Origin of the sequence: Bacteroides faecium, from assembly GCF_012113595.1 — a bacterium.
In the GTDB taxonomy this organism is placed as follows: domain Bacteria; phylum Bacteroidota; class Bacteroidia; order Bacteroidales; family Bacteroidaceae; genus Bacteroides; species Bacteroides faecium.
Genome location: NZ_CP050831.1, coordinates 1,019,278 through 1,037,543 on the forward strand (window position 1 = coordinate 1,019,278; position 18,266 = coordinate 1,037,543).

13 protein-coding genes and 1 pseudogene are annotated in these 18,266 nt (G+C 44.7%); 10 read left to right on the forward strand and 4 right to left on the reverse strand.

Going from position 1 to position 18,266, the window contains the following annotated elements:
• Nucleotides 1–46: 46 nt before the first annotated feature.
• The 5 genes from BacF7301_RS03775 to BacF7301_RS03795 all read left to right on the forward strand — a co-directional run bounded on the left by BacF7301_RS03775 (nt 47) and on the right by BacF7301_RS03795 (nt 6,507).
• On the forward strand, nt 47–1,261 hold the full coding sequence (locus BacF7301_RS03775; protein WP_167960351.1) for a THUMP-like domain-containing protein: 1,215 nt from the start codon (nt 47–49) through the stop codon (nt 1,259–1,261).
• A 49-nt stretch (nt 1,262–1,310) separates the two neighbouring features.
• The gene (locus BacF7301_RS03780; RefSeq protein ID WP_167960353.1) at nt 1,311–1,958 is read left to right on the forward strand and encodes a hypothetical protein; all 648 of its coding nucleotides are present in this window, start codon (nt 1,311–1,313) and stop codon (nt 1,956–1,958) included.
• Between the two features lie 18 nt (nt 1,959–1,976).
• Nucleotides 1,977–2,453: a Riean_0653 family protein gene (locus tag BacF7301_RS03785; RefSeq protein WP_167960355.1), complete on the forward strand. Its 477-nt coding sequence runs from the start codon at nt 1,977–1,979 to the stop codon at nt 2,451–2,453.
• 128 nt (nt 2,454–2,581) lie between these two features.
• Nucleotides 2,582–5,410 carry a TonB-dependent receptor gene (locus tag BacF7301_RS03790; protein WP_167960357.1) on the forward strand — a complete coding sequence of 943 codons (2,829 nt, stop codon included), beginning with the start codon at nt 2,582–2,584 and terminating at the stop codon, nt 5,408–5,410.
• Between the two features lie 164 nt (nt 5,411–5,574).
• Nucleotides 5,575–6,507 (forward strand): metallophosphoesterase, encoded by a 933-nt coding sequence (locus BacF7301_RS03795; RefSeq protein ID WP_167960359.1) that lies wholly within the window; start codon nt 5,575–5,577, stop codon nt 6,505–6,507.
• A 96-nt stretch (nt 6,508–6,603) separates the two neighbouring features.
• On the opposite strand, the gene BacF7301_RS03800 is transcribed toward BacF7301_RS03795, so the two are convergent.
• The gene (locus BacF7301_RS03800) at nt 6,604–8,442 is read right to left on the reverse strand and encodes a mechanosensitive ion channel family protein (RefSeq protein WP_167960361.1); all 1,839 of its coding nucleotides are present in this window, start codon (nt 8,440–8,442) and stop codon (nt 6,604–6,606) included.
• 128 nt (nt 8,443–8,570) lie between these two features.
• Between BacF7301_RS03800 and BacF7301_RS03805 the strand changes: the two genes are divergently transcribed.
• Entirely contained in the window at nt 8,571–9,560 is a 990-nt protein-coding gene (locus BacF7301_RS03805; RefSeq protein WP_167960363.1) for a calcium/sodium antiporter, read from the forward strand.
• 40 nt (nt 9,561–9,600) lie between these two features.
• On the opposite strand, the gene BacF7301_RS03810 is transcribed toward BacF7301_RS03805, so the two are convergent.
• Together BacF7301_RS03810 and BacF7301_RS03815 are read right to left on the reverse strand one after the other, a co-directional pair.
• Nucleotides 9,601–10,941 (reverse strand): ATP-binding protein, encoded by a 1,341-nt coding sequence (locus BacF7301_RS03810; protein WP_167960365.1) that lies wholly within the window; start codon nt 10,939–10,941, stop codon nt 9,601–9,603.
• Between the two features lie 151 nt (nt 10,942–11,092).
• Nucleotides 11,093–12,661, reverse strand: a complete 1,569-nt coding sequence (locus tag BacF7301_RS03815) for a DUF4832 domain-containing protein (RefSeq protein ID WP_167960367.1) — start codon at nt 12,659–12,661, stop codon at nt 11,093–11,095.
• A 181-nt stretch (nt 12,662–12,842) separates the two neighbouring features.
• On the opposite strand from BacF7301_RS03815, the gene BacF7301_RS03820 reads away from it, so the two are divergent.
• From BacF7301_RS03820 to BacF7301_RS03835, 4 genes and pseudogenes are all read left to right on the forward strand, one after another.
• Entirely contained in the window at nt 12,843–14,090 is a 1,248-nt protein-coding gene (locus tag BacF7301_RS03820; RefSeq protein ID WP_167960369.1) for a DUF2264 domain-containing protein, read from the forward strand.
• A 253-nt stretch (nt 14,091–14,343) separates the two neighbouring features.
• Nucleotides 14,344–15,261 (forward strand): alkaline phosphatase family protein, encoded by a 918-nt coding sequence (locus BacF7301_RS03825; RefSeq protein WP_167960371.1) that lies wholly within the window; start codon nt 14,344–14,346, stop codon nt 15,259–15,261.
• A gap of 147 nt (nt 15,262–15,408) precedes the next feature.
• Nucleotides 15,409–16,314 (forward strand): alpha-L-fucosidase, encoded by a 906-nt coding sequence (locus BacF7301_RS03830; RefSeq protein WP_167960373.1) that lies wholly within the window; start codon nt 15,409–15,411, stop codon nt 16,312–16,314.
• Between the two features lie 12 nt (nt 16,315–16,326).
• Nucleotides 16,327–16,584, forward strand: a pseudogene (locus BacF7301_RS03835) (alpha-L-fucosidase); the annotation flags it as partial.
• 27 nt (nt 16,585–16,611) lie between these two features.
• On the opposite strand, the gene BacF7301_RS03840 reads toward BacF7301_RS03835, so the two are convergent.
• A complete protein-coding gene (locus BacF7301_RS03840) occupies nt 16,612–17,520 on the reverse strand; it encodes an Rpn family recombination-promoting nuclease/putative transposase (protein ID WP_167967092.1) in 909 nt (302 codons plus the stop codon).
• Nucleotides 17,521–18,266 lie beyond the last annotated feature (746 nt).

An 18,266-nucleotide genomic window follows, 5' to 3' on the forward strand; every position in this document is an offset into this window, starting at 1 on the left:
TTCAACGATGAATGCCAACATCATATAATGTAATAATCATATCCTTATGAAAATCTCTCCCGAAACCCAGCTTTTCATTCGTGAGCACCAGTCGGATGATGTACGCACCCTGGCTTTGCAAGCTAAAAAGTATCCGGACGTAGATATGCCGACTGCCATCACCCAAATAGCAGGCCGCCAAATAGCTGCCGAGAAAATCCCGTCGTGGAAAGAGATAGAAGATATATGGTATCCGAAACACCTATCAATGGAGCAATGCTCTTCGGAAATCACCGCCCGTTACAAAGCAACTCTCCTGCAAGGCGATTCTCTGACCGACCTTACCGCAGGATTCGGAATAGACTGTTCTTTCCTTGCCGCCGGACTCAAATCAGCCACCTACGTAGAACGTCAGGAAGAGCTTTGTGAAATTGCAGCACACAACTTTCCCATACTCAACCTGAACCATATAACCGTCAGAAACGAGGATGGAGTAGCCCATCTGAAAGCAATGTCCCCCGTAGACTGTATCTTCCTCGACCCTGCCCGCCGCAACGAGCACGGCGGTAAAACCGTCGCCATCTCCGACTGCGAACCGGATGTCGCCAAACTGGAAGAGCTTTTACTAAGCAAAGCCAAACTGGTAATGGTCAAGCTGTCCCCCATGCTCGACCTCTCACTGGCTTTGAAAGAGTTGAAACATACGCAGGAAGTCCACATCATATCCGTCAATAACGAATGTAAAGAGCTACTATTATTGCTCGGACAAGATACACCGGAAGAAATTCCAATTCATTGCGTGAACCTCTCTACTAAAAGCGAACAGAAAATACAAGGCAAACAGAAGGAACAAAGAGAACAACACTTCGTTTTCACCCGTGAACAGGAACAACGCGGCGAATGTACCTACACAGACACATTGGAGAATTACCTGTATGAGCCGAATACATCTCTCCTGAAAGCCGGTGCCTTCCGCAGTATTGCCGCAGCCTATCCTGTAAAGAAGCTGCATCCTAACAGTCACCTTTACACTTCCGATAGTCTGATTACAGACTTCCCCGGAAGAACATTCCGCATCGTCAGCCAGTGCAGCTTCAATAAGAAGGAAATAAAAGAGAGCCTGGCAGACCTCAAGAAAGCAAATCTTACTGTCCGCAACTTTCCCGCATCGGTAGCCGAACTTCGTAAACGAATCAGCCTGACAGAAGGCGGAGAAGCCTATTTATTTGCCAGCACCCTAAATAATGGACAAAAAGTTTTAATACGTTGCGAAAAAGTCTAGTTTATTTGCTAGTTTTGTAAAAACTAACTAGCTAATACATTTATTCAAGATGAATCAAACACAAGTGAGAACAATTCTTTTATTGATTGTACTGATTTGCCACACACCTCTCTTTGCGCAGAGGAATTTTGAGCGGCATGAGTTCTCTTTCCATGTCGGCTATGGCAATATGTTCAAAGGCACGCCCAGCCTGACATTGAGCACCCACAGCTACCAACGCGAGCTTGCACAAGGCGTTAGCTGGGACGGGCAATACTACTTCCGACCTCTCAAGCGTTTCATTTTCGGAGCTGTCTACACGGGATTCTCTTCCAAAGGAAGTCATTCGGAAGGGAGCGACCACCTGTTGATTCATTTCATCGGTGCTCAAATCGGAATGTGCAATGCCAACACAAAACATTGGCAGGTTCGTATGACTGCAGGCCCCGGTGGGATGTTCTTCCGGAACAACAGTCAGGTATTCGGTAAAACACGAAAAGTAACAGCCGGAAATATCGGGCTTCTTATCAACAGCAACGTCAACTACAAGCTGACTCCCAATTTGGGAATCGGGATAGGAGTACAATATCTGGCTACCGGACTTTTCAGAATGAAATCCCATTATCATGGAGAAACAGTCACTGTCAAATTTGACGAGAATCAGGATGCCAACCTCTCCCGTCTCAATATCTCCGGCGGACTATCTTATTATTTTTAACGAAAACCACCAATAACCATGAAGAAATATATACTCATTCTTCTCTCCATCATCAATTTTTGGAGCTGTATAGATGACGAAACAGTTGACGTCACAGTAATGCCACCCGCCACAACCACAGGCGAAAATACATTCGGATGTCTCGTAGACGGCTGGCTCTATGTAGGCGGACGTTATCGGAATTGGGACCAATCCGGATTATGGACCAGCAAATCGTTTTTCTATGACGAAAAAGAAAAACAACTATCTGCTTCTGTTGCCGTAAACCCCGATTTTAATATCAGATTCACCATCTTGTCTCCCAAAGAAGGCGAGGAATCTGTCATCACCGACATAAAGTTTGCAGAAAAGGAATTGGAAAACGGAACAGCCTTTATAAGCCGCTTTGACACAAGCATGAAGATAATCAGCGGTACATTCGGCAACGGCAACCAGCTGACTAACGGACGTTTCGACGTTCACTACACCACGACGTCCACGCCCGACAGCAACTGACAGGCACGCCAAGCTAAGAAAGACATACAATCGTAACATATTTGTTACGCGTTCTTCAATGAACTGTAAAAAGTAAGAAACGTCAACCCTCTACTTTTGCAGCAAATAATTAACGCACGCTAACATTTATGAAACGACTTTTAAAATTACTCTCATTCGCTCTTTTAATGATGAGCACAAGCGGCAGCACTTTCGCAGAAGAGAGAGTGAACGTAGTCAAACAAGGGACTATCCGCGGACGAATTGTAGACACTTCCAAACAGATTCTTCCGGGAGCATCCATTTACATCGAAAACCTGAAAACCGGAGTGACCAGTGATGTCAACGGTTACTACACATTCGCCAATCTTACACCGGGCACATACACCGTAAAAGTCAGTTATGTAGGTTACTCACCCGTTGAAATGAAAATCACCATCCCTGCCGGAAAGACACTCGAAAAAGACGTAGTGCTCAATGAGGGACTGGAATTGCAGGAAGTAGTGGTAGGCGGCGCTTTCCAGGGCCAACGCCGTGCCATCAATTCGCAAAAGAACCAATTAGGAATCACCAATATCGTTTCTGCCGACCAGGTCGGAAAATTTCCCGACTCCAATATAGGCGATGCCCTGAAACGTATCTCAGGCATCAACGTACAATATGATCAGGGAGAGGCCCGCTTCGGACAAGTCCGCGGAACTTCTGCCGACCTTAGTTCGGTGACTATCAACGGCAACCGTGTCCCGTCTGCCGAAGGAGACACCCGCAACGTGCAATTAGACCTAATTCCTTCCGACATGATTCAGACCATCGAAGTCAATAAGGTAGTCACCCCGGATATGGACGGTGACGCTATCGGCGGTTCCATCAACCTGATCACCAAGAACTCACCTTATAAACGCACCATCGCAGCCACTGCCGGAAGCGGTTACAACTGGATAAGCGAAAAAGCGCAGCTAAACCTCGGCTTCACTTACGGCGACCGTTTCTTTCATGATAAACTGGGAGTAATACTATCCGCTTCTTATCAGAATGCCCCCTCAGGTTCGGACGACGTAGAGTTTGTATGGGGCCAGGATTCCGAAGGTACTCTCTGCCTGACGGACTATCAAATCCGCCAGTACTACGTCACCCGCGAACGCCAAAGTTACTCCGCAGCTTTCGACTGGGACATCAACGCCAACCACAAACTGACTTTCAAAGGCATCTTCAACAACCGTAACGACTGGGAAAACCGCTACCGTCTTACCTTGAAAGACCTCAACAAAGATGTCAACAAGAAAAAAGAAGGAGCCATAGCCGACAATAACGCAAGCGTACGCCTGCAGACCAAAGCCGGAAGCTCCAACAACCGCAACGCCCGACTCGAACGTCAGCGTACAATGGACTTCACCCTCGGCGGCGAACATCTCTTCGGCAAATTATCCATGGACTGGAATGCTTCCTACGCCCGTGCTTCCGAAGAACGCCCCAACGAACGCTACCTAGGCTATGAACTGAAGAAACAAAAATTCGATATAGACCTCAATGACATCCGCCGGCCGTTTGCCACAGCGCAGGAAGGCTCCACGCTTGTACTGAACGAAGACTTCAAGTTGCAGGAACTGACAGAACAACAGGAAGACATCGTAGAAGAAGACCTGAAATTCTCAATGAACTTCAAGTTGCCGCTAGCGAAAGGATTCTATAGCAACAAACTTCGTTTCGGCGGTAAGATAGTAAGCAAGAGCAAAGACAAAGACCTGGAGTTCTATGAGTACGAACCTACCGCGGACAATGAAAACGCTTTCAAAGAAAACAGCTTCGCCCATGTCACCGAGCAAAGCAGAAAAGGATATATGCCGGGCGAAAAATACAAAGCAGGCTCGTTTATCAGCAAAGAATATACAGGCGGATTAGACCTGAACAACAGCAACTTATTCACCAAAACCGAAAACCTCGAAGAACTGGCAGGGGAATACAAAGCCAAAGAAACCGTCACAGCCGGCTATATCCGTTTCGACCAAAACTTCGGAAAGAAACTAAGTGCCATGGCAGGAATACGTATCGAACACACACATCTGAAATACAACGGCCGCAAACTGACCCTAGACGCAGACGGCGACCCCGAATCACTGACCGTAACGCCCGACGCAAAAGATAATTATCTGAATATCCTGCCTTCCATCCTGCTTAAATATGATGTTAGCGACGATTTCAAGATTCGCGGCTCATTCACTGAAACACTTTCCCGCCCGAAATACTCGGCACTGATTCCGAATGTCAACATCAACAACAAAGACAATGAACTGACACTGGGAAATCCGGAACTGAAACCGACCACCTCTTTCAACTTCGACCTTAGTGCCGACTATTACTTCAAAAGTGTAGGTCTTGTAAGTCTCGGCATTTTCTACAAAGACATCAACGACTTCATCGTGACACAGACAAGCCGCGGATACGAATACGAAGGCAACTCCTACGATAAATTCATGCAACCGAAGAATGCCGGCGACGCCAATCTTCTCGGGGTAGAAATCGGTTATCAACGTGACTTCGGCTTTATCGCCCCCGCCCTGAAATGTATCGGATTCTACGGAAACTATACCTATACCCACAGCAAAGTAAACAACTTCAACTTCGAAGGACGCGAGAATGAAAAAGACCTGAGACTACCGGGTTCTCCCGAACATACCGCAAACGCTTCTCTCTACTTCGAAAAAGCAGGCCTCAACATTCGCCTGTCCTACAACTTCGCTTCCGACTTCATCGACGAAATGGGCGAAAGTTCTTTCTACGACCGCTACTATGACAAAGTGGACTACATGGATCTGAACGCAAGCTACACATTCGGCAAAAAACTGAAAACAACTTTCTATGCCGAAGCCAACAACTTGCTGAACCAACCGTTGCGTTACTATCAGGGAACGAAAGACCGCACCATGCAATCCGAACACTACGGTGTAAAGATTAATGCCGGCGTAAAAATCAACTTCTAACGATATAAAAAAGACAGCATCCGTTCCTTTAAAAGAAACACCCCGTTGGTTTAAAAGGAACGAAGCGTTGGTTTAAAAGAAACGCCCTCTTCCTTTAAAACAAAAAAAACGAGGGATATCCAGTATAAGAAATCAACATATAAATCATTAATAACCAATCCAATATGAAGGTAAAAAGTTTATTCATTCTTCTCCTGTTCTCCATCTGTACAGTCATCCAGGCACAGATAGCTGACTATTCCATTTTTGACAAGAAATTCAACTTCTACATTGCCAATGACCTGGGTCGCAACGGCTACTATGACCAAAAGCCAATCGCCGAACAAATGGGCACAATGGCGGAAGAGATCGGTCCCGAATTTGTACTTGCCACCGGAGATATTCATCATTTCGAAGGAGTACGCAGCGTGAACGACCCGCTGTGGATGACCAACTACGAACTCATCTACTCTCATCCGGAACTGATGATTGACTGGTTTCCCGTCTTAGGCAACCACGAATATCGTGGAAACACGCAGGCCGTACTGGATTACACCAACGTCAGCCGTCGCTGGTCAATGCCTGCCCGTTACTACACGAAAGCGTTCGAAGAAAAAGGTGCTACCATCCGCATCATTTGGCTCGATACGGCTCCGCTCATTGACAAATACCGCAACGAAACCGACCAATATCCTGATGCCTGCAAGCAAGACGCCAGCGAACAGTTGGCATGGCTGGATTCCGTACTGACCAATGCCAAAGAAGACTGGATTATCGTAGCCGGACATCATCCGATTTATGCCTACACACCGAAAGATGAAAGCGAGCGCCTGGATATGCAGAAACGTGTAGATTCTATTTTGCGGAAACATAAAGTAGATATGTACATTTGCGGACATATCCATAACTTCCAGCATATCAGAGTCTCCGGAAGCGATATCGACTATATCGTCAATTCGGCCGGTTCACTGGCACGCAAAGTAGAGCCGATTGAAGGCACCAAGTTCTGTAGCCCCGAACCGGGTTTCTCTGTCTGTTCCATCGACAAGAAAGAACTTAATTTACGTATGATTGATAAAAAGGGAAATGTGCTTTACACAGTCACCCGAAAGAAATAAATTCTACTCTCAGTGAAAAAACACACAACCCGGGGTGTCTCCTTCGCGATGAAAGGGACACCTCTTATTTTCTATCTTTATTTGTTTCAGATGTATTTATGCCTTTTCAGCAGTATCCGAAGACTTACTTCTACTCAGGTCATCTTTTGGAGTCGTCGTCTCGTTTCCATCCCGCACAGCCATGTAATGCGGTGACATGATTTCTATTCCCGCTTCATTGAACTTATCCTGGATATTCTGATACAAATCCGAATAAATTTGCGACATCCGGTTGGCATCCTTGATATAGGCATTAATCTGATAGACCGGATACCAGTCGCTCAGTGAAGTTTCAAGCACGAACGGACGCGGGTCATCCACCACACCCGGGGTATTCAATGCCGCTTCAATCAGCAAAGGATTCACCCGTCGCCAAGGCACATCATAACCTATCGACACTTCAGTGTGGATAATCAAACCATACTCACGCGCCGAAGTACTGTAATTCACCGTATGCGATGACATGATAAATGAATTAGGCACGGTGACCACTTCATTTTTAGGTGTACGGATACGGGTGACAAGAGGAGTTTTTTCTATAATATTTCCGATGGTATCGTTCAACTTAATCCGGTCGCCCATCTTGAACGGACGCATATAGGTAATCACCAGTCCGGCAATGATATTACCGATAACCGTACTTGAGCCGAGCGAAACAATCAATCCGACAAAGACGGAGATTCCCTGGAACACACCGGAACTAGCCCCCGGCAGATAAGGGTAAATCATCGCAATCATAAATGCATAAAGCAGAAATCGGATGATATGGAAAGTCGGCATCGCCCAGTCCGGGTAGAAACCGTTAAATTTAAGGCGTCCCGCCTCTACCTCACGTGCCAGATAAAGCACCAGACGCACCAGATACTTCACCGCATACCAGATAACGATGATAGTGAACAACTTGGGAATATAATCCACGATACTGACAAAGATACCCCGAATCGGATTCCATATATATCCCAGCAATCGGTATGCCAGCCCTTCTGTCTGCGGGAATATAATAAAAATAAGAGGAACGGTGAACAGCAGTTGCAACGCCATCAGGATATACCGCCCTACACTGGCGAGAAAGACCAGCAGGTTGGCTTGCTTCTGGGTATCAAGCAATTCATATCCTTGAATAGAGACAGGCTTTATCTTCGTATCCTTCAAACGCAGGATGCGTGCTTTCAATTTATGGAACAGCCAGTTTGTGAGACGGAAAAGTAAATACTGTCCGACAATCACCAGTACGAAATAAAGAATCCGCTTTGCCATCCGCCAAATGCTATGTTCAGCCTTCATCTCATGCAGTTTGGAGACAACATTCTCCCGTCTCTCTTTGGCTAGAGAGTCGCGGGAAACCCCTTCCCACAATGCATCCTGGTCTGTAAGGGAAAGCAACACCTTATTGCCATACATCAAATCGGAGACAATATCCGAATGGTCGATAGAAACAGAATCGGGACGGAGATTGAAGCGTTTTCCCAGTTCCTCAACTGCCGCGCCTGTCATTTGCGCCCGTTGCTGGGGAGTATATCCGCCACGTTTGGTAAAAAGATAGAATAAGGTATCGCCATCCGCCACTACAGGTATTCCCTTCGTGAACTGACGCAAAGAGTCGATGCGTTGACGTTGCTGAGCGTATTTCACGGAATCGGCGGTAGCCATCTGGAGTTTCATCTGCTCCATTTCCATGCGCATGTTCGCTTCATTGAGCCGGGATTCTTCCAATGTCTTTTGCAGGCCTGCCACATAGGCAGAGTCCGAATCCCGCTTCAAAGCGGGATGTGTCTCGGCTATGGTATCTCCGGCAAATATCTTTTTAACAGCTTGTTCCAACTGTGCCTGAGCCCCCATTGCAAAGGAAGACACCAGCAACACCAGTACTAATCTTTTTATTCTATTTATTTCCATATCCTATTATTCGCAGATAGTGAATGAAGGTTAATCTCTTTTTTAATTAAAACAGAGCAAACATACGGATTGTTTTTGACATATCAACTCCCAAAATGATTATCTTTGCCACCAAACGGATAAAAATTATGAATATATTGTTTCTTATAGGAGGACTTATCCTCATTCTTTTAGGAGCTAACGGATTAACGGACGGCTCGGCTTCAGTAGCCAAACGCTTTCGTATCCCGCCCATCGTTATCGGGCTTACCATCGTCGCATTCGGTACTTCCGCCCCGGAACTGACGGTCAGTGTTTCTTCCGCCCTCAAAGGCAGTGCGGATATTGCCATAGGTAATGTGGTGGGAAGTAATATCTTCAACACACTGATGATTGTAGGTTGCACCGCCCTGTTTGCCCCGATTGTCATCACCCGGAATACACTAAGAAAGGAGATACCGCTCTGCATACTTTCTTCTATCGTCCTGCTGGTCTGCGCCAATGATGTCTTTTTGGATAAAGCGTCGGAGAATATTCTGAACAGGGTAGACGGTTTATTGCTACTTTGTTTCTTCGCCATCTTCATGGGATATACCTTCGCCATTGCCCGTACTCCGTCCACGCCTGTGGCAGGTGATGCACAGCACCCCGCCCCGCCTGCCGAGGAAGATGAAATCAAATTGCTTCCGTGGTGGAAATCCACCCTTTATATCCTTGGCGGACTCGCCGCACTTATTTATGGCGGACAATTATTCGTCAATGGAGCTACGGGTATTGCCCGCAACCTGGGTGTAAGCGAATCCATTATCGGCTTGACGCTGGTAGCCGCAGGTACTTCCCTGCCGGAACTTGCCACTTCCATCGTAGCCGCACTGAAAAAGAATCCCGAGATTGCCATTGGAAATGTGATCGGCAGCAATCTCTTTAATATCTTCTTCGTACTGGGATGCAGTGCCAGCATTACCCCGCTCCGCCTAAGCGGAATCACTAATTTCGACTTATTCACGCTGGTAGGTTCGTGTATCCTGCTTTGGTTCTTCGGGCTGTTCTTTGCCAAACGGACGATTACACGAATAGAGGGAAGTATCATGATACTTTGCTATGTGGCATATACAGTGGTGCTGATTTATAATACATAAATCAGAATCCCTGTAGTCCATGTACAAACTTGCTTCGAAATCACTTATTTTTTCCCGTTGTCATCAGATTGATTATTTTATATAGCCAGTCTGTCAACGGGATAGGGCAGCTTAACAATCCATCATTCTCTTTAAGATTATTCATCGAGAAACGAATCCTAAAAGGAGGATTGAATTTATTAGTGTAAACAGAAAGACTTTTGCCACTGATACGCGTGTCCGACTTTACTTCTACAGGAACAACCATCGTAGGAAACTGCAAGACAAAATCAACCTCCGCCCTATTCTCCGAACTCCAATAATAGGGCATTACATCATTATTGCCTGACACTAAAGATTGTAAAATGGCATTTTCAGTCAATGCACCCTTAAATTCAGTATAACTATAATTTCCAGAAAGAATAACTTCAGGAGAAAGTTTCGCCAAACGACGTAACAACCCACAATCACAGGCATACACCTTAAACGCAGACAAATCTTGATAGGCACTCAAAGGAAGTCCCGGCTTTGACACATTAAAAATACGGTAAATCAGTCCGGCTTCTTCCAACCAAAGCAAAGCATCTTCGTATTCACGGGCACGAGCGCCCGTTTTAACAATACGGTAAATAAATTTCCTATTTTCTTTAGCTAGTTGGGAAGGTAAAGAACTCCACAAACTATCAATGCGTGGTATATCTACAGGAGAAGCATATTTAGAGAAATCCAGTGTATATAAATCCAAAATATTCTGTAATGTATCCTCCACCGTTTGCATTCCTTTATTTTCCAACAATGCAGTAACTGCTTCCGGCATACCACCACAGATAAGATATCTTTTATATTCCAGCTCCAGTTTATTGAGAATGATTTCCGGCAAAGCCTCCAAAGAGCTTAAAGTATCCACATATTGATAAGTACGTTCGTCAGAGGCCAACAGAAATTCTTTAAAAGTGACAGGAAACATTTTTAGAATCTGTACTTTACCCACAGGTACGGACATCTTCTTTCTACGAATGGCGACTCCCAGCAATGAACCGGCAGCAATCACATGATACTGTGGAGCATCTTCACAAAAATACTTCAAACTATTCAACGCTCCTTCACACATTTGAATCTCATCAAAGATAATAAGTGTCTTTCCCGGTTCAATGGGCACTTCTGTGAAAAGCATCAATTCTTTCAGAATCCGGTTTATGTCCTTGGTCTTCTCAAAAATACTGTTGAGTTCCTCTGTTTTATCAAAATTAAACTCAGCTACATATTCGAAACACTCCTTTCCAAATTCTGACATGATCCATGTTTTCCCAGTTTGGCGCGCACCTTTCAGAAGAATAGGTTTACGGTTTTCGCTATCCTTCCATTGCTTCAAACGCTCAATAATATCTCTACAAATTTTCATATTTTCCATATTTATATGCGGAAAATGTGTAATTCTCCACATTTTCCGCACGTAATAATGGCAAATATAGTATTTTATTTAAATCATTTCTCTATTTCCAAGCTATTTATTTGCACTTCTGTGCAAATAAATAACCCACTAAAAAGAAATCTTATTTCACCTCAACAGCCGTCAATACATTAACTCCATATTTTCCATCTTTGGATACCGCCCAAACCGTATCACCATTCGCACAACGGATAGCATAACGGAAGTTATACTTCAACCTTTCCGAGCCATCCGGTATCCACAGCCCCAGTTTATACTTCCCGGCGGGAACCGACTCCGGCAATTGAAGAGATAAATCAACAGAATGTGTCAACGGCGTATAAGTCGTATCTCCCGGCTGGAACGGCTGCCAGTCCAACGGATTAGCTTCGGTCGGGAATTCCGTAACTTCCCCTTTATCGTCAATCAGCACAAAGTAAACCGGATGCTCTCCAAACACAGTGGCAAAACCTCTGTTTACCAAGTTCAGTTGCAACAGGTTTTCTTTTCCGGTTTGCAACTCGCTTGGTAATTGCAGAGATTGCAATTCGATACGGTAACCCAAATGGTCACGTATATAATCGAACATATTACGCTTCACTTTCGTTCCGTCCTGTTTTTGGAAATAACTGTCGGATACAGGCATATGATGCTGACGGAGAGAATCTTCCGTTATCATTGTTTTCTTCCATACTATCATGGAATATTCGGGCGGGTTATTCTCGTCAAATCTGTTATTGGGATGCTGCTCCTTATAATTATGGATAATGCTCAAGGAAGTATAATGCTGAAGGAACAAGCGTCTTGCCGCTTGCAGACCGTCAATAATCCATCCGGCAGAAGGGCTGTCGGGGTCGGCACCTACGCTCCAAAATCCCCAGGGCAATTCTCCGTCTACTACGAGATAAGGCGATTCCTTCACAATCTGGTCAAACTTGGCTGTTCCTTCGTGCATATCGGCATCCCATCTGTCGGGACGTATCACTATAAAATCATCATGGAACGAAAGTCTTTTATACAGTTCCGGTTTGTCTTTCAGCAGATTCTTAAACTCAGGCAGTCTCACTTGCACATTTCTCTCTTCGGGAACGACTGAAAGCAATTTCTCCAATACCGCAGCTTTTGTCTCTTCGGAGTTCTCCAAGCCTTGAATAGAACTATGCCACTCTCCCCATGCGCCAATCATTCCGGCTTGCATTACCAGAATCAAGTCTTTATTCTTCTCCAGAAAAGGTTTCAACTGGTCCAGATGCTCCAATATCTGTTCTCCGGTAGGCCCTGTGGCAGCTCTTCCCATAAAATCTCTTTCGTAGGCAAAACGCAATACGGCTTTCTTTCCCTGCTTCTGCAATTCATCAAAGTACGTCTGCATGGTTTGAAAATTCTCTTCGGACAGCTTCTCACCTATCAGATAGGTAAGATAGAAATAACTTTGGGAAAGCGAAACACTGTCCGCCACGTACTTTTCCGACAGTTCCACCAACTCTTTCGTAGGAGTGTCTTTCTCATACAGCACATCTACCGCCGTTTCCAGGCGGAATCCTCTTCCGGGGTTATAGAGCCCGTTCTCACCGTGCAAGTCATCCACACAGATTCCGCGAAACTCAACAGTTCGCTGGGAGTCAGCACAACCGCTTGCCGCCAAGGCAAACAAGGCAGCCATCACACTGCCATACATCCAATTCTTCTTCATAGTAATATTTTGTTTGCCGGCAAATATATAACAAATCAAGATACGACACCCCGTCGGAAGTCATTTCGCACAGTAAAGTATCAGTTTGAGATAAAAAATGCAAAAGTATTGGTTAATGCTAAGATTGTATTTGTCCCGCCAACGGAATAGCCCTACCTTTGCCATATAAATAGAATGATACATGAAAAGACAAAATTGGTTATTACTACTCATGCTCCTGTTGATTCCGGCAGAAAGCATTCTGGCTAAAAAGAAAACTGAAAAGAATGACAGGGAAATCTGGTGCGAAGTAATGTACCGAATGGCCGCTCCCGTACTTAGCAATATGAGTGAGGGCTTGCTGAAACAAAATATGCTCGTCGAATTGAGCCCGACCTGGGACGGACGCAATAAAGACGTGACTTATATGGAATGTTTCGGACGATTAATGGCAGGACTGGCTCCCTGGCTGTCATTAGCGGACGATGACACGTCGGAAGGAATCCAGCGCAAGCAACTCCGCGAATGGGCATTGAAAAGTTACGCCAATGCAGTGGACCCTCAAAATCCGGATTACCTGTTGTGGCGTCAGGAAGGACAGACATTGGTAGATGCCGCTTATATTGCGGAAAGTTTCCTGAGAGGTTACGATGCCTTGTGGATGCCTTTGGACAGCCTGACCAAGCAACGTTATATTACAGAATTCACACTACTCAGACGAGTAGACCCTTCCTATAGCAACTGGTTATTGTTCAGCGCTACCGTCGAATCGTTTCTTCGAAAGGCGGGAGCGCCCAGCGACACCTATCGTATCAGTTCCTCTTTGCGCAAAATAGAAGAATGGTACGTAGGTGACGGCTGGTATTCGGACGGTCCCCACTTCGCTTTCGACTATTACAATAGCTTCGTGATACACCCTATGTACATAGAAGCACTGGAAATCATCACCGAAGCAGGCAAACATAAAAAGATATGGAACATGCCCGGCTGCGACTACCACAAGGCGATAGCACGTGCGCAACGATTCGGAATGATTCTCGAACGTCTCATTTCCCCCGAAGGCACACTGCCGGTTGTCGGCCGCTCCATCACTTACCGCACAGGTTCTTTGCAGACATTAGCCCTGCTCGCCTGGCGCAACTGGCTTCCCGAAGAATTATCAAACGGGCAGGTACGTGCCGGCATGACGGCTGTCATCAAACGAATGTTTGGCAACAATCGCAATTTCAACGAGAAAGATTTCCTCACGCTAGGCTTCAACGGTTCACAACCCGGCATCTCGGATTATTATACCAATAATGGAAGCCTATATATGGCATCACTTGCTTTCCTGCCGTTAGGTCTTCCCGCAGACGATCCCTTTTGGACAGATGCTTCACAACCCTGGACTTCCAAGAAAGCGTGGGATGGAGACGATTTTCCGAGAGATCATTCTTATCAGGAAGAGTAAGGAATAATCAATACTAAATAATAGTTTCCAGCCGCACTGGAAACTATTATCCATTCGCACTGGAAAGAAGAATATCTGTATGCGGAGCCAACTCTTGACTTTTCCTTTTTATTTCGTATCTCTGAAAAAAAGTATTAATATCTGCTAATATTATATTTGCCTCTCCTTCAAAATAGGCTTACCTTTGCTTGTCGTTAGTTATGACCTCTCATTAAACAACGAATAAAACATTAACCATATAAATAAAAATATCATGAATAGACAGACTCTCTTAACACTACTTACTACATTTGCTTTACTCTTCAGTCTCAGCTTCTCCTGCAATGCCAAAGGAAAAGACAAAGCCAAACACGTTGTTTTTATCGGATTGGATGGCTGGGGTGCATATAGCCTACCCAAAGCAGACATGCCCAATGTCAAAAAACTAATGGAAGACGGCTCCTACACATTAAAGAAACGCTCGGCACTTCCTTCTTCCAGCGCCATCAACTGGGCATCCATGTTTATGGGAGCCGGACCGGAACTCCACGGATACACCGAATGGGGATCTAAAACCCCGGAACTTCCGTCACGTGTATTGAACAAGAACGGAATCTTCCCTACTGTCTTCCAATTGCTGCGCGACGCCCGCCCGGAAGCGGAAATCGGCTGTCTCTATGAATGGGAAGGAATCAAATACTTAGTGGATACCCTTTCTATGAGTTATCATTATCATGTTGCCGATTGCAACAAGACTCCCAAAGAATTAGGCAATATGGCATCCGCCTATATAAAGGAGAAACATCCGGCTCTCGTTGCCATCTGCTACGACGGTCCCGACCATACCGGACACACTGAAGGACATGACACTCCCGCCTATTATGAGAAACTCAAAGAGTTGGATACCTATGTCGGACAAATTGTCCAAGCTGTAAAAGACGCTGGAATCCTTGATGATACTATTTTTATATTAACTTCCGACCACGGCGGCATTGACAAAGGTCATGGCGGCAAAACCATGCAGGAAATGGAAACTGCTTTCATCATTTCCGGCAAGAATATCAAAAAAGGACTTCGTTTTGATGACGTGAGTATGATGCAATATGACGTAGCTTCTACCATAGCATCTATTTTCAACCTTGAGCAACCACAAGTCTGGATAGGCAGACCGATGAAGATGGTTTTCAAATAGTCACTTTAAGATTATATACTGGAAAGGGAAAAGGAGAAGTTGGAAACCAAACTGACTTCTCCTTTTATTATTTTGCTCCTCAAACATCCTTAACTTTGCCTCATTATTCAATTATGAATAAGCCTGAACGTATTCAGACACCCGCAAATGAAGAAACAAGCCGTTCTCTTTTGGAGCATCATACTATGTAATTTTATACTTCTTCACGCTCAAACGGATGAAGTCGCTTCTGCCCAGCATCTCATCCTGGGGCAGAATGCTTCAGGAGTAACGGTTACTCAAACAAGAAGAAATACCCATCCGGACGCCCAATGGTTCCCCGAAGCAGGATTCGGACTGTTCGTTCATGGGGGTATATCAGCCGTTCATGGGGGCATTGATTTGTCATGGGGAATGTACGCAAACAAATCGTGGGAAGACGGGACTATCACCCCAAAAGAATACTGGGCACTGGCAGACACATGGAATCCCAACCGATTTAAACCGCGCCAATGGGTAAAAGCCGCAAAGAAAGCGGGATTCAGATATATTGTGCTGACTGCCAAACACCATGACGGCTATGCCATGTGGCCGAGCAACTATGGAAATTTTGGCGTAAAGCAGAAGATGAACGGAAGAGACTTGGTTGGAGAATTTGTCGAGGCTTGTCACGAGAACCAACTAAAAGTGGGATTGTATTTCTCTCCGCCCGACTGGTATTATGACGCAGACTATATAAATTGGGATTATTCAGAGAAATCTATACTGAATGTTTATCATCAACCGATTCAGCAATTGCCACACAAATCCGCAAGCCATGAGGAAAATCGTAAGAAAATGGTAGCCAACCAAGTACGGGAATTGCTCACCAACTACGGAAGAATCGACCTGATGTGGTTCGACGGTGGACATGGTGAAATATCCAACGATGAAATACGGCGCCTGCAACCAGGCATTATTATCAACCGCCGCAATGGAGAACCGGGAGATTACGGTGATTCGGAAGGGGTTTTGCCAACCAAACGTTTTGAGGGATGGTTTGAAACCAATGACCCGTGCTGGCCCAGCCGCTGATGGGGCTACTCCAATAGCGACCAGATGAATACAGGAAATGATGTAATCGAAAAACTAGTGATTTTACGTGCCTGGGGTGGAAACTTCCTGGCAAATGTGGGTCCAAAGGCTGACGGTTCCATGCCCGAAGAAGCTATTCAGGCATGGAAGGAGATTGAAAAATGGATGCAACATTCCGGTGAATCTGTTTATCAAACCACAGAGGGAACTTTCCCGGAGAAAGCCAATCAACCGGTCACCATGAATTGTGCTAAAGAAAAATTGATATAAAGGGCTGTTTCGTAATAGCTATATTACTTATAAGCTCTCTATATCCTTTTCTGATAATCCAGTACTTTGCATGATAATCTCGACAGGAACTCCCAGCTTTTTCATGTTACTGGCAACTTCCATGCGACCTTCTGCAAGTCCTTCAGCACGACCTTCCATGCGTCCTTCCATGCGTCCTTCCATACGTCCTTCCATACGTCCTTCCAATTTCGCCCCATCCAACACATCATTCTGTATCATGATAGCGCTCAAATGTTCATCATAAGCCTGCCGCTCCGCTTTGGACATATTATAATACACCAATTTCTCACGGGCTTCTTTCAACCCCGGAGCTTCTGTATCAGGACGGATGCAGCCTGTTTTCAGATACTCCACCCATTCTTCCAAAGGAGTGACCGCCACCTTATTAAATTCATTTACCCGAACCAGGAAGTACTCGGGAAAGATTTCGGCAGGAAGCTTATGCACCAATGCGTCTTTCTCCTTGGTAGTCACTTCAAGACGGTCATTCGTATGTACTCCGACGAAGTTGTTCTGACCGTGGTATAAGTAGTCATCCCCTTTGCCGATATCGAAGTATAAGATACTGATTGAATAAATTTTCTTCACCTCATAATAACGTTCACCAAGAGAGATATGCTCCGTGATGGCTTTCGCCACTCCATAGAGAATACGCTCCAGATAGTACAGTTCACGAGTGTTCTGAACCTCAATGATGATTATCTCATCCTTATCATTTTTGGCTTTGATATCTACACGATTAAACTTATCATCGGCTGTCTGCTGATTACTTTCACTTTCCAGTATCTCGATAATTTTCACCTCTTCCCCAAGAAATACCGTGAGAAAACCTTCCAACACACCGAAATTAGCTTTTTGACGAAGCAGTCTCTTGATTGCCCAGTCGAAACGAATATATCTGTCCGCTTGTTCCATACTACTTCCTTTTTCTTCCATTACTATTTGGTTTTAGCACAAAATTAAGAAAATAAATCTTTCAATGTTTGTTTTAGGATAAATAATTAGGATAAATAACTATGTAGGGATGAATTAGTTTAAACCGATACGAGGGTGAACTAAACTGTGCAGTCCTGAATCATCCGATAGCGGAATACTGTGTAACTTACCTCTTTCTTAATCAATAAAGTATCATAAATTCCACTATAAGATCATTGCTCTTCATCGATTTCACCTAATTGTCGAAATGCCGATAAATAAGGAGATAGCGGGTGAAAGCAAGTGGTAAATTCAGGTAAAACAGAACATTCTCGGTTTCACCTTGTCTTTTCAAAATACCCCTTGAGCTAAAAACAATATCATTATAGCTAATCCGGATATGATTATAGCAAATGAAAATATGCTTATAGCAAATCTGCTGTCAGGTATTAATAGACAATCCATCAGGTATTAACGGCCTGGATGTAAGGTATTAACACCTTGAGCTTCATCTACTAACACTTGAGTTGGTAGATCTATATATTCAACACATTGTATCTATATACTTACCACATTGAATCTATATATTCAGCACGGTGGCTCTATATGTTCAGCAATCGATATAAATAAATTTGAAAGGTGAAAGCAATAACGGGAGATTTTACCTTGATTTTTTCTACGCTTTCACCCGCTATCTCCTTATTCATCCTTGTTTCAGATATAAGGTGAAACTGGTGGAATTTATG

Coding starts and splice junctions, on each gene's coding strand:
- BacF7301_RS03820 (WP_167960369.1), top strand. CDS start 12,843: ATGAAAAGACAAAATTGGTTATTACTACTCATGCTCCTGTTGATTCCG.
- BacF7301_RS03805 (WP_167960363.1), top strand. CDS start 8,571: ATGAATATATTGTTTCTTATAGGAGGACTTATCCTCATTCTTTTAGGA.
- BacF7301_RS03840 (WP_167967092.1), bottom strand. CDS start 17,520: ATGGAACAAGCGGACAGATATATTCGTTTCGACTGGGCAATCAAGAGA.
- BacF7301_RS03810 (WP_167960365.1), bottom strand. CDS start 10,941: ATGAAAATTTGTAGAGATATTATTGAGCGTTTGAAGCAATGGAAGGAT.
- BacF7301_RS03780 (WP_167960353.1), top strand. CDS start 1,311: ATGAATCAAACACAAGTGAGAACAATTCTTTTATTGATTGTACTGATT.
- BacF7301_RS03800 (WP_167960361.1), bottom strand. CDS start 8,442: ATGGAAATAAATAGAATAAAAAGATTAGTACTGGTGTTGCTGGTGTCT.
- BacF7301_RS03785 (WP_167960355.1), top strand. CDS start 1,977: ATGAAGAAATATATACTCATTCTTCTCTCCATCATCAATTTTTGGAGC.
- BacF7301_RS03825 (WP_167960371.1), top strand. CDS start 14,344: ATGAATAGACAGACTCTCTTAACACTACTTACTACATTTGCTTTACTC.
- BacF7301_RS03790 (WP_167960357.1), top strand. CDS start 2,582: ATGAAACGACTTTTAAAATTACTCTCATTCGCTCTTTTAATGATGAGC.
- BacF7301_RS03795 (WP_167960359.1), top strand. CDS start 5,575: ATGAAGGTAAAAAGTTTATTCATTCTTCTCCTGTTCTCCATCTGTACA.
- BacF7301_RS03830 (WP_167960373.1), top strand. CDS start 15,409: ATGAAGAAACAAGCCGTTCTCTTTTGGAGCATCATACTATGTAATTTT.
- BacF7301_RS03775 (WP_167960351.1), top strand. CDS start 47: ATGAAAATCTCTCCCGAAACCCAGCTTTTCATTCGTGAGCACCAGTCG.
- BacF7301_RS03815 (WP_167960367.1), bottom strand. CDS start 12,661: ATGAAGAAGAATTGGATGTATGGCAGTGTGATGGCTGCCTTGTTTGCC.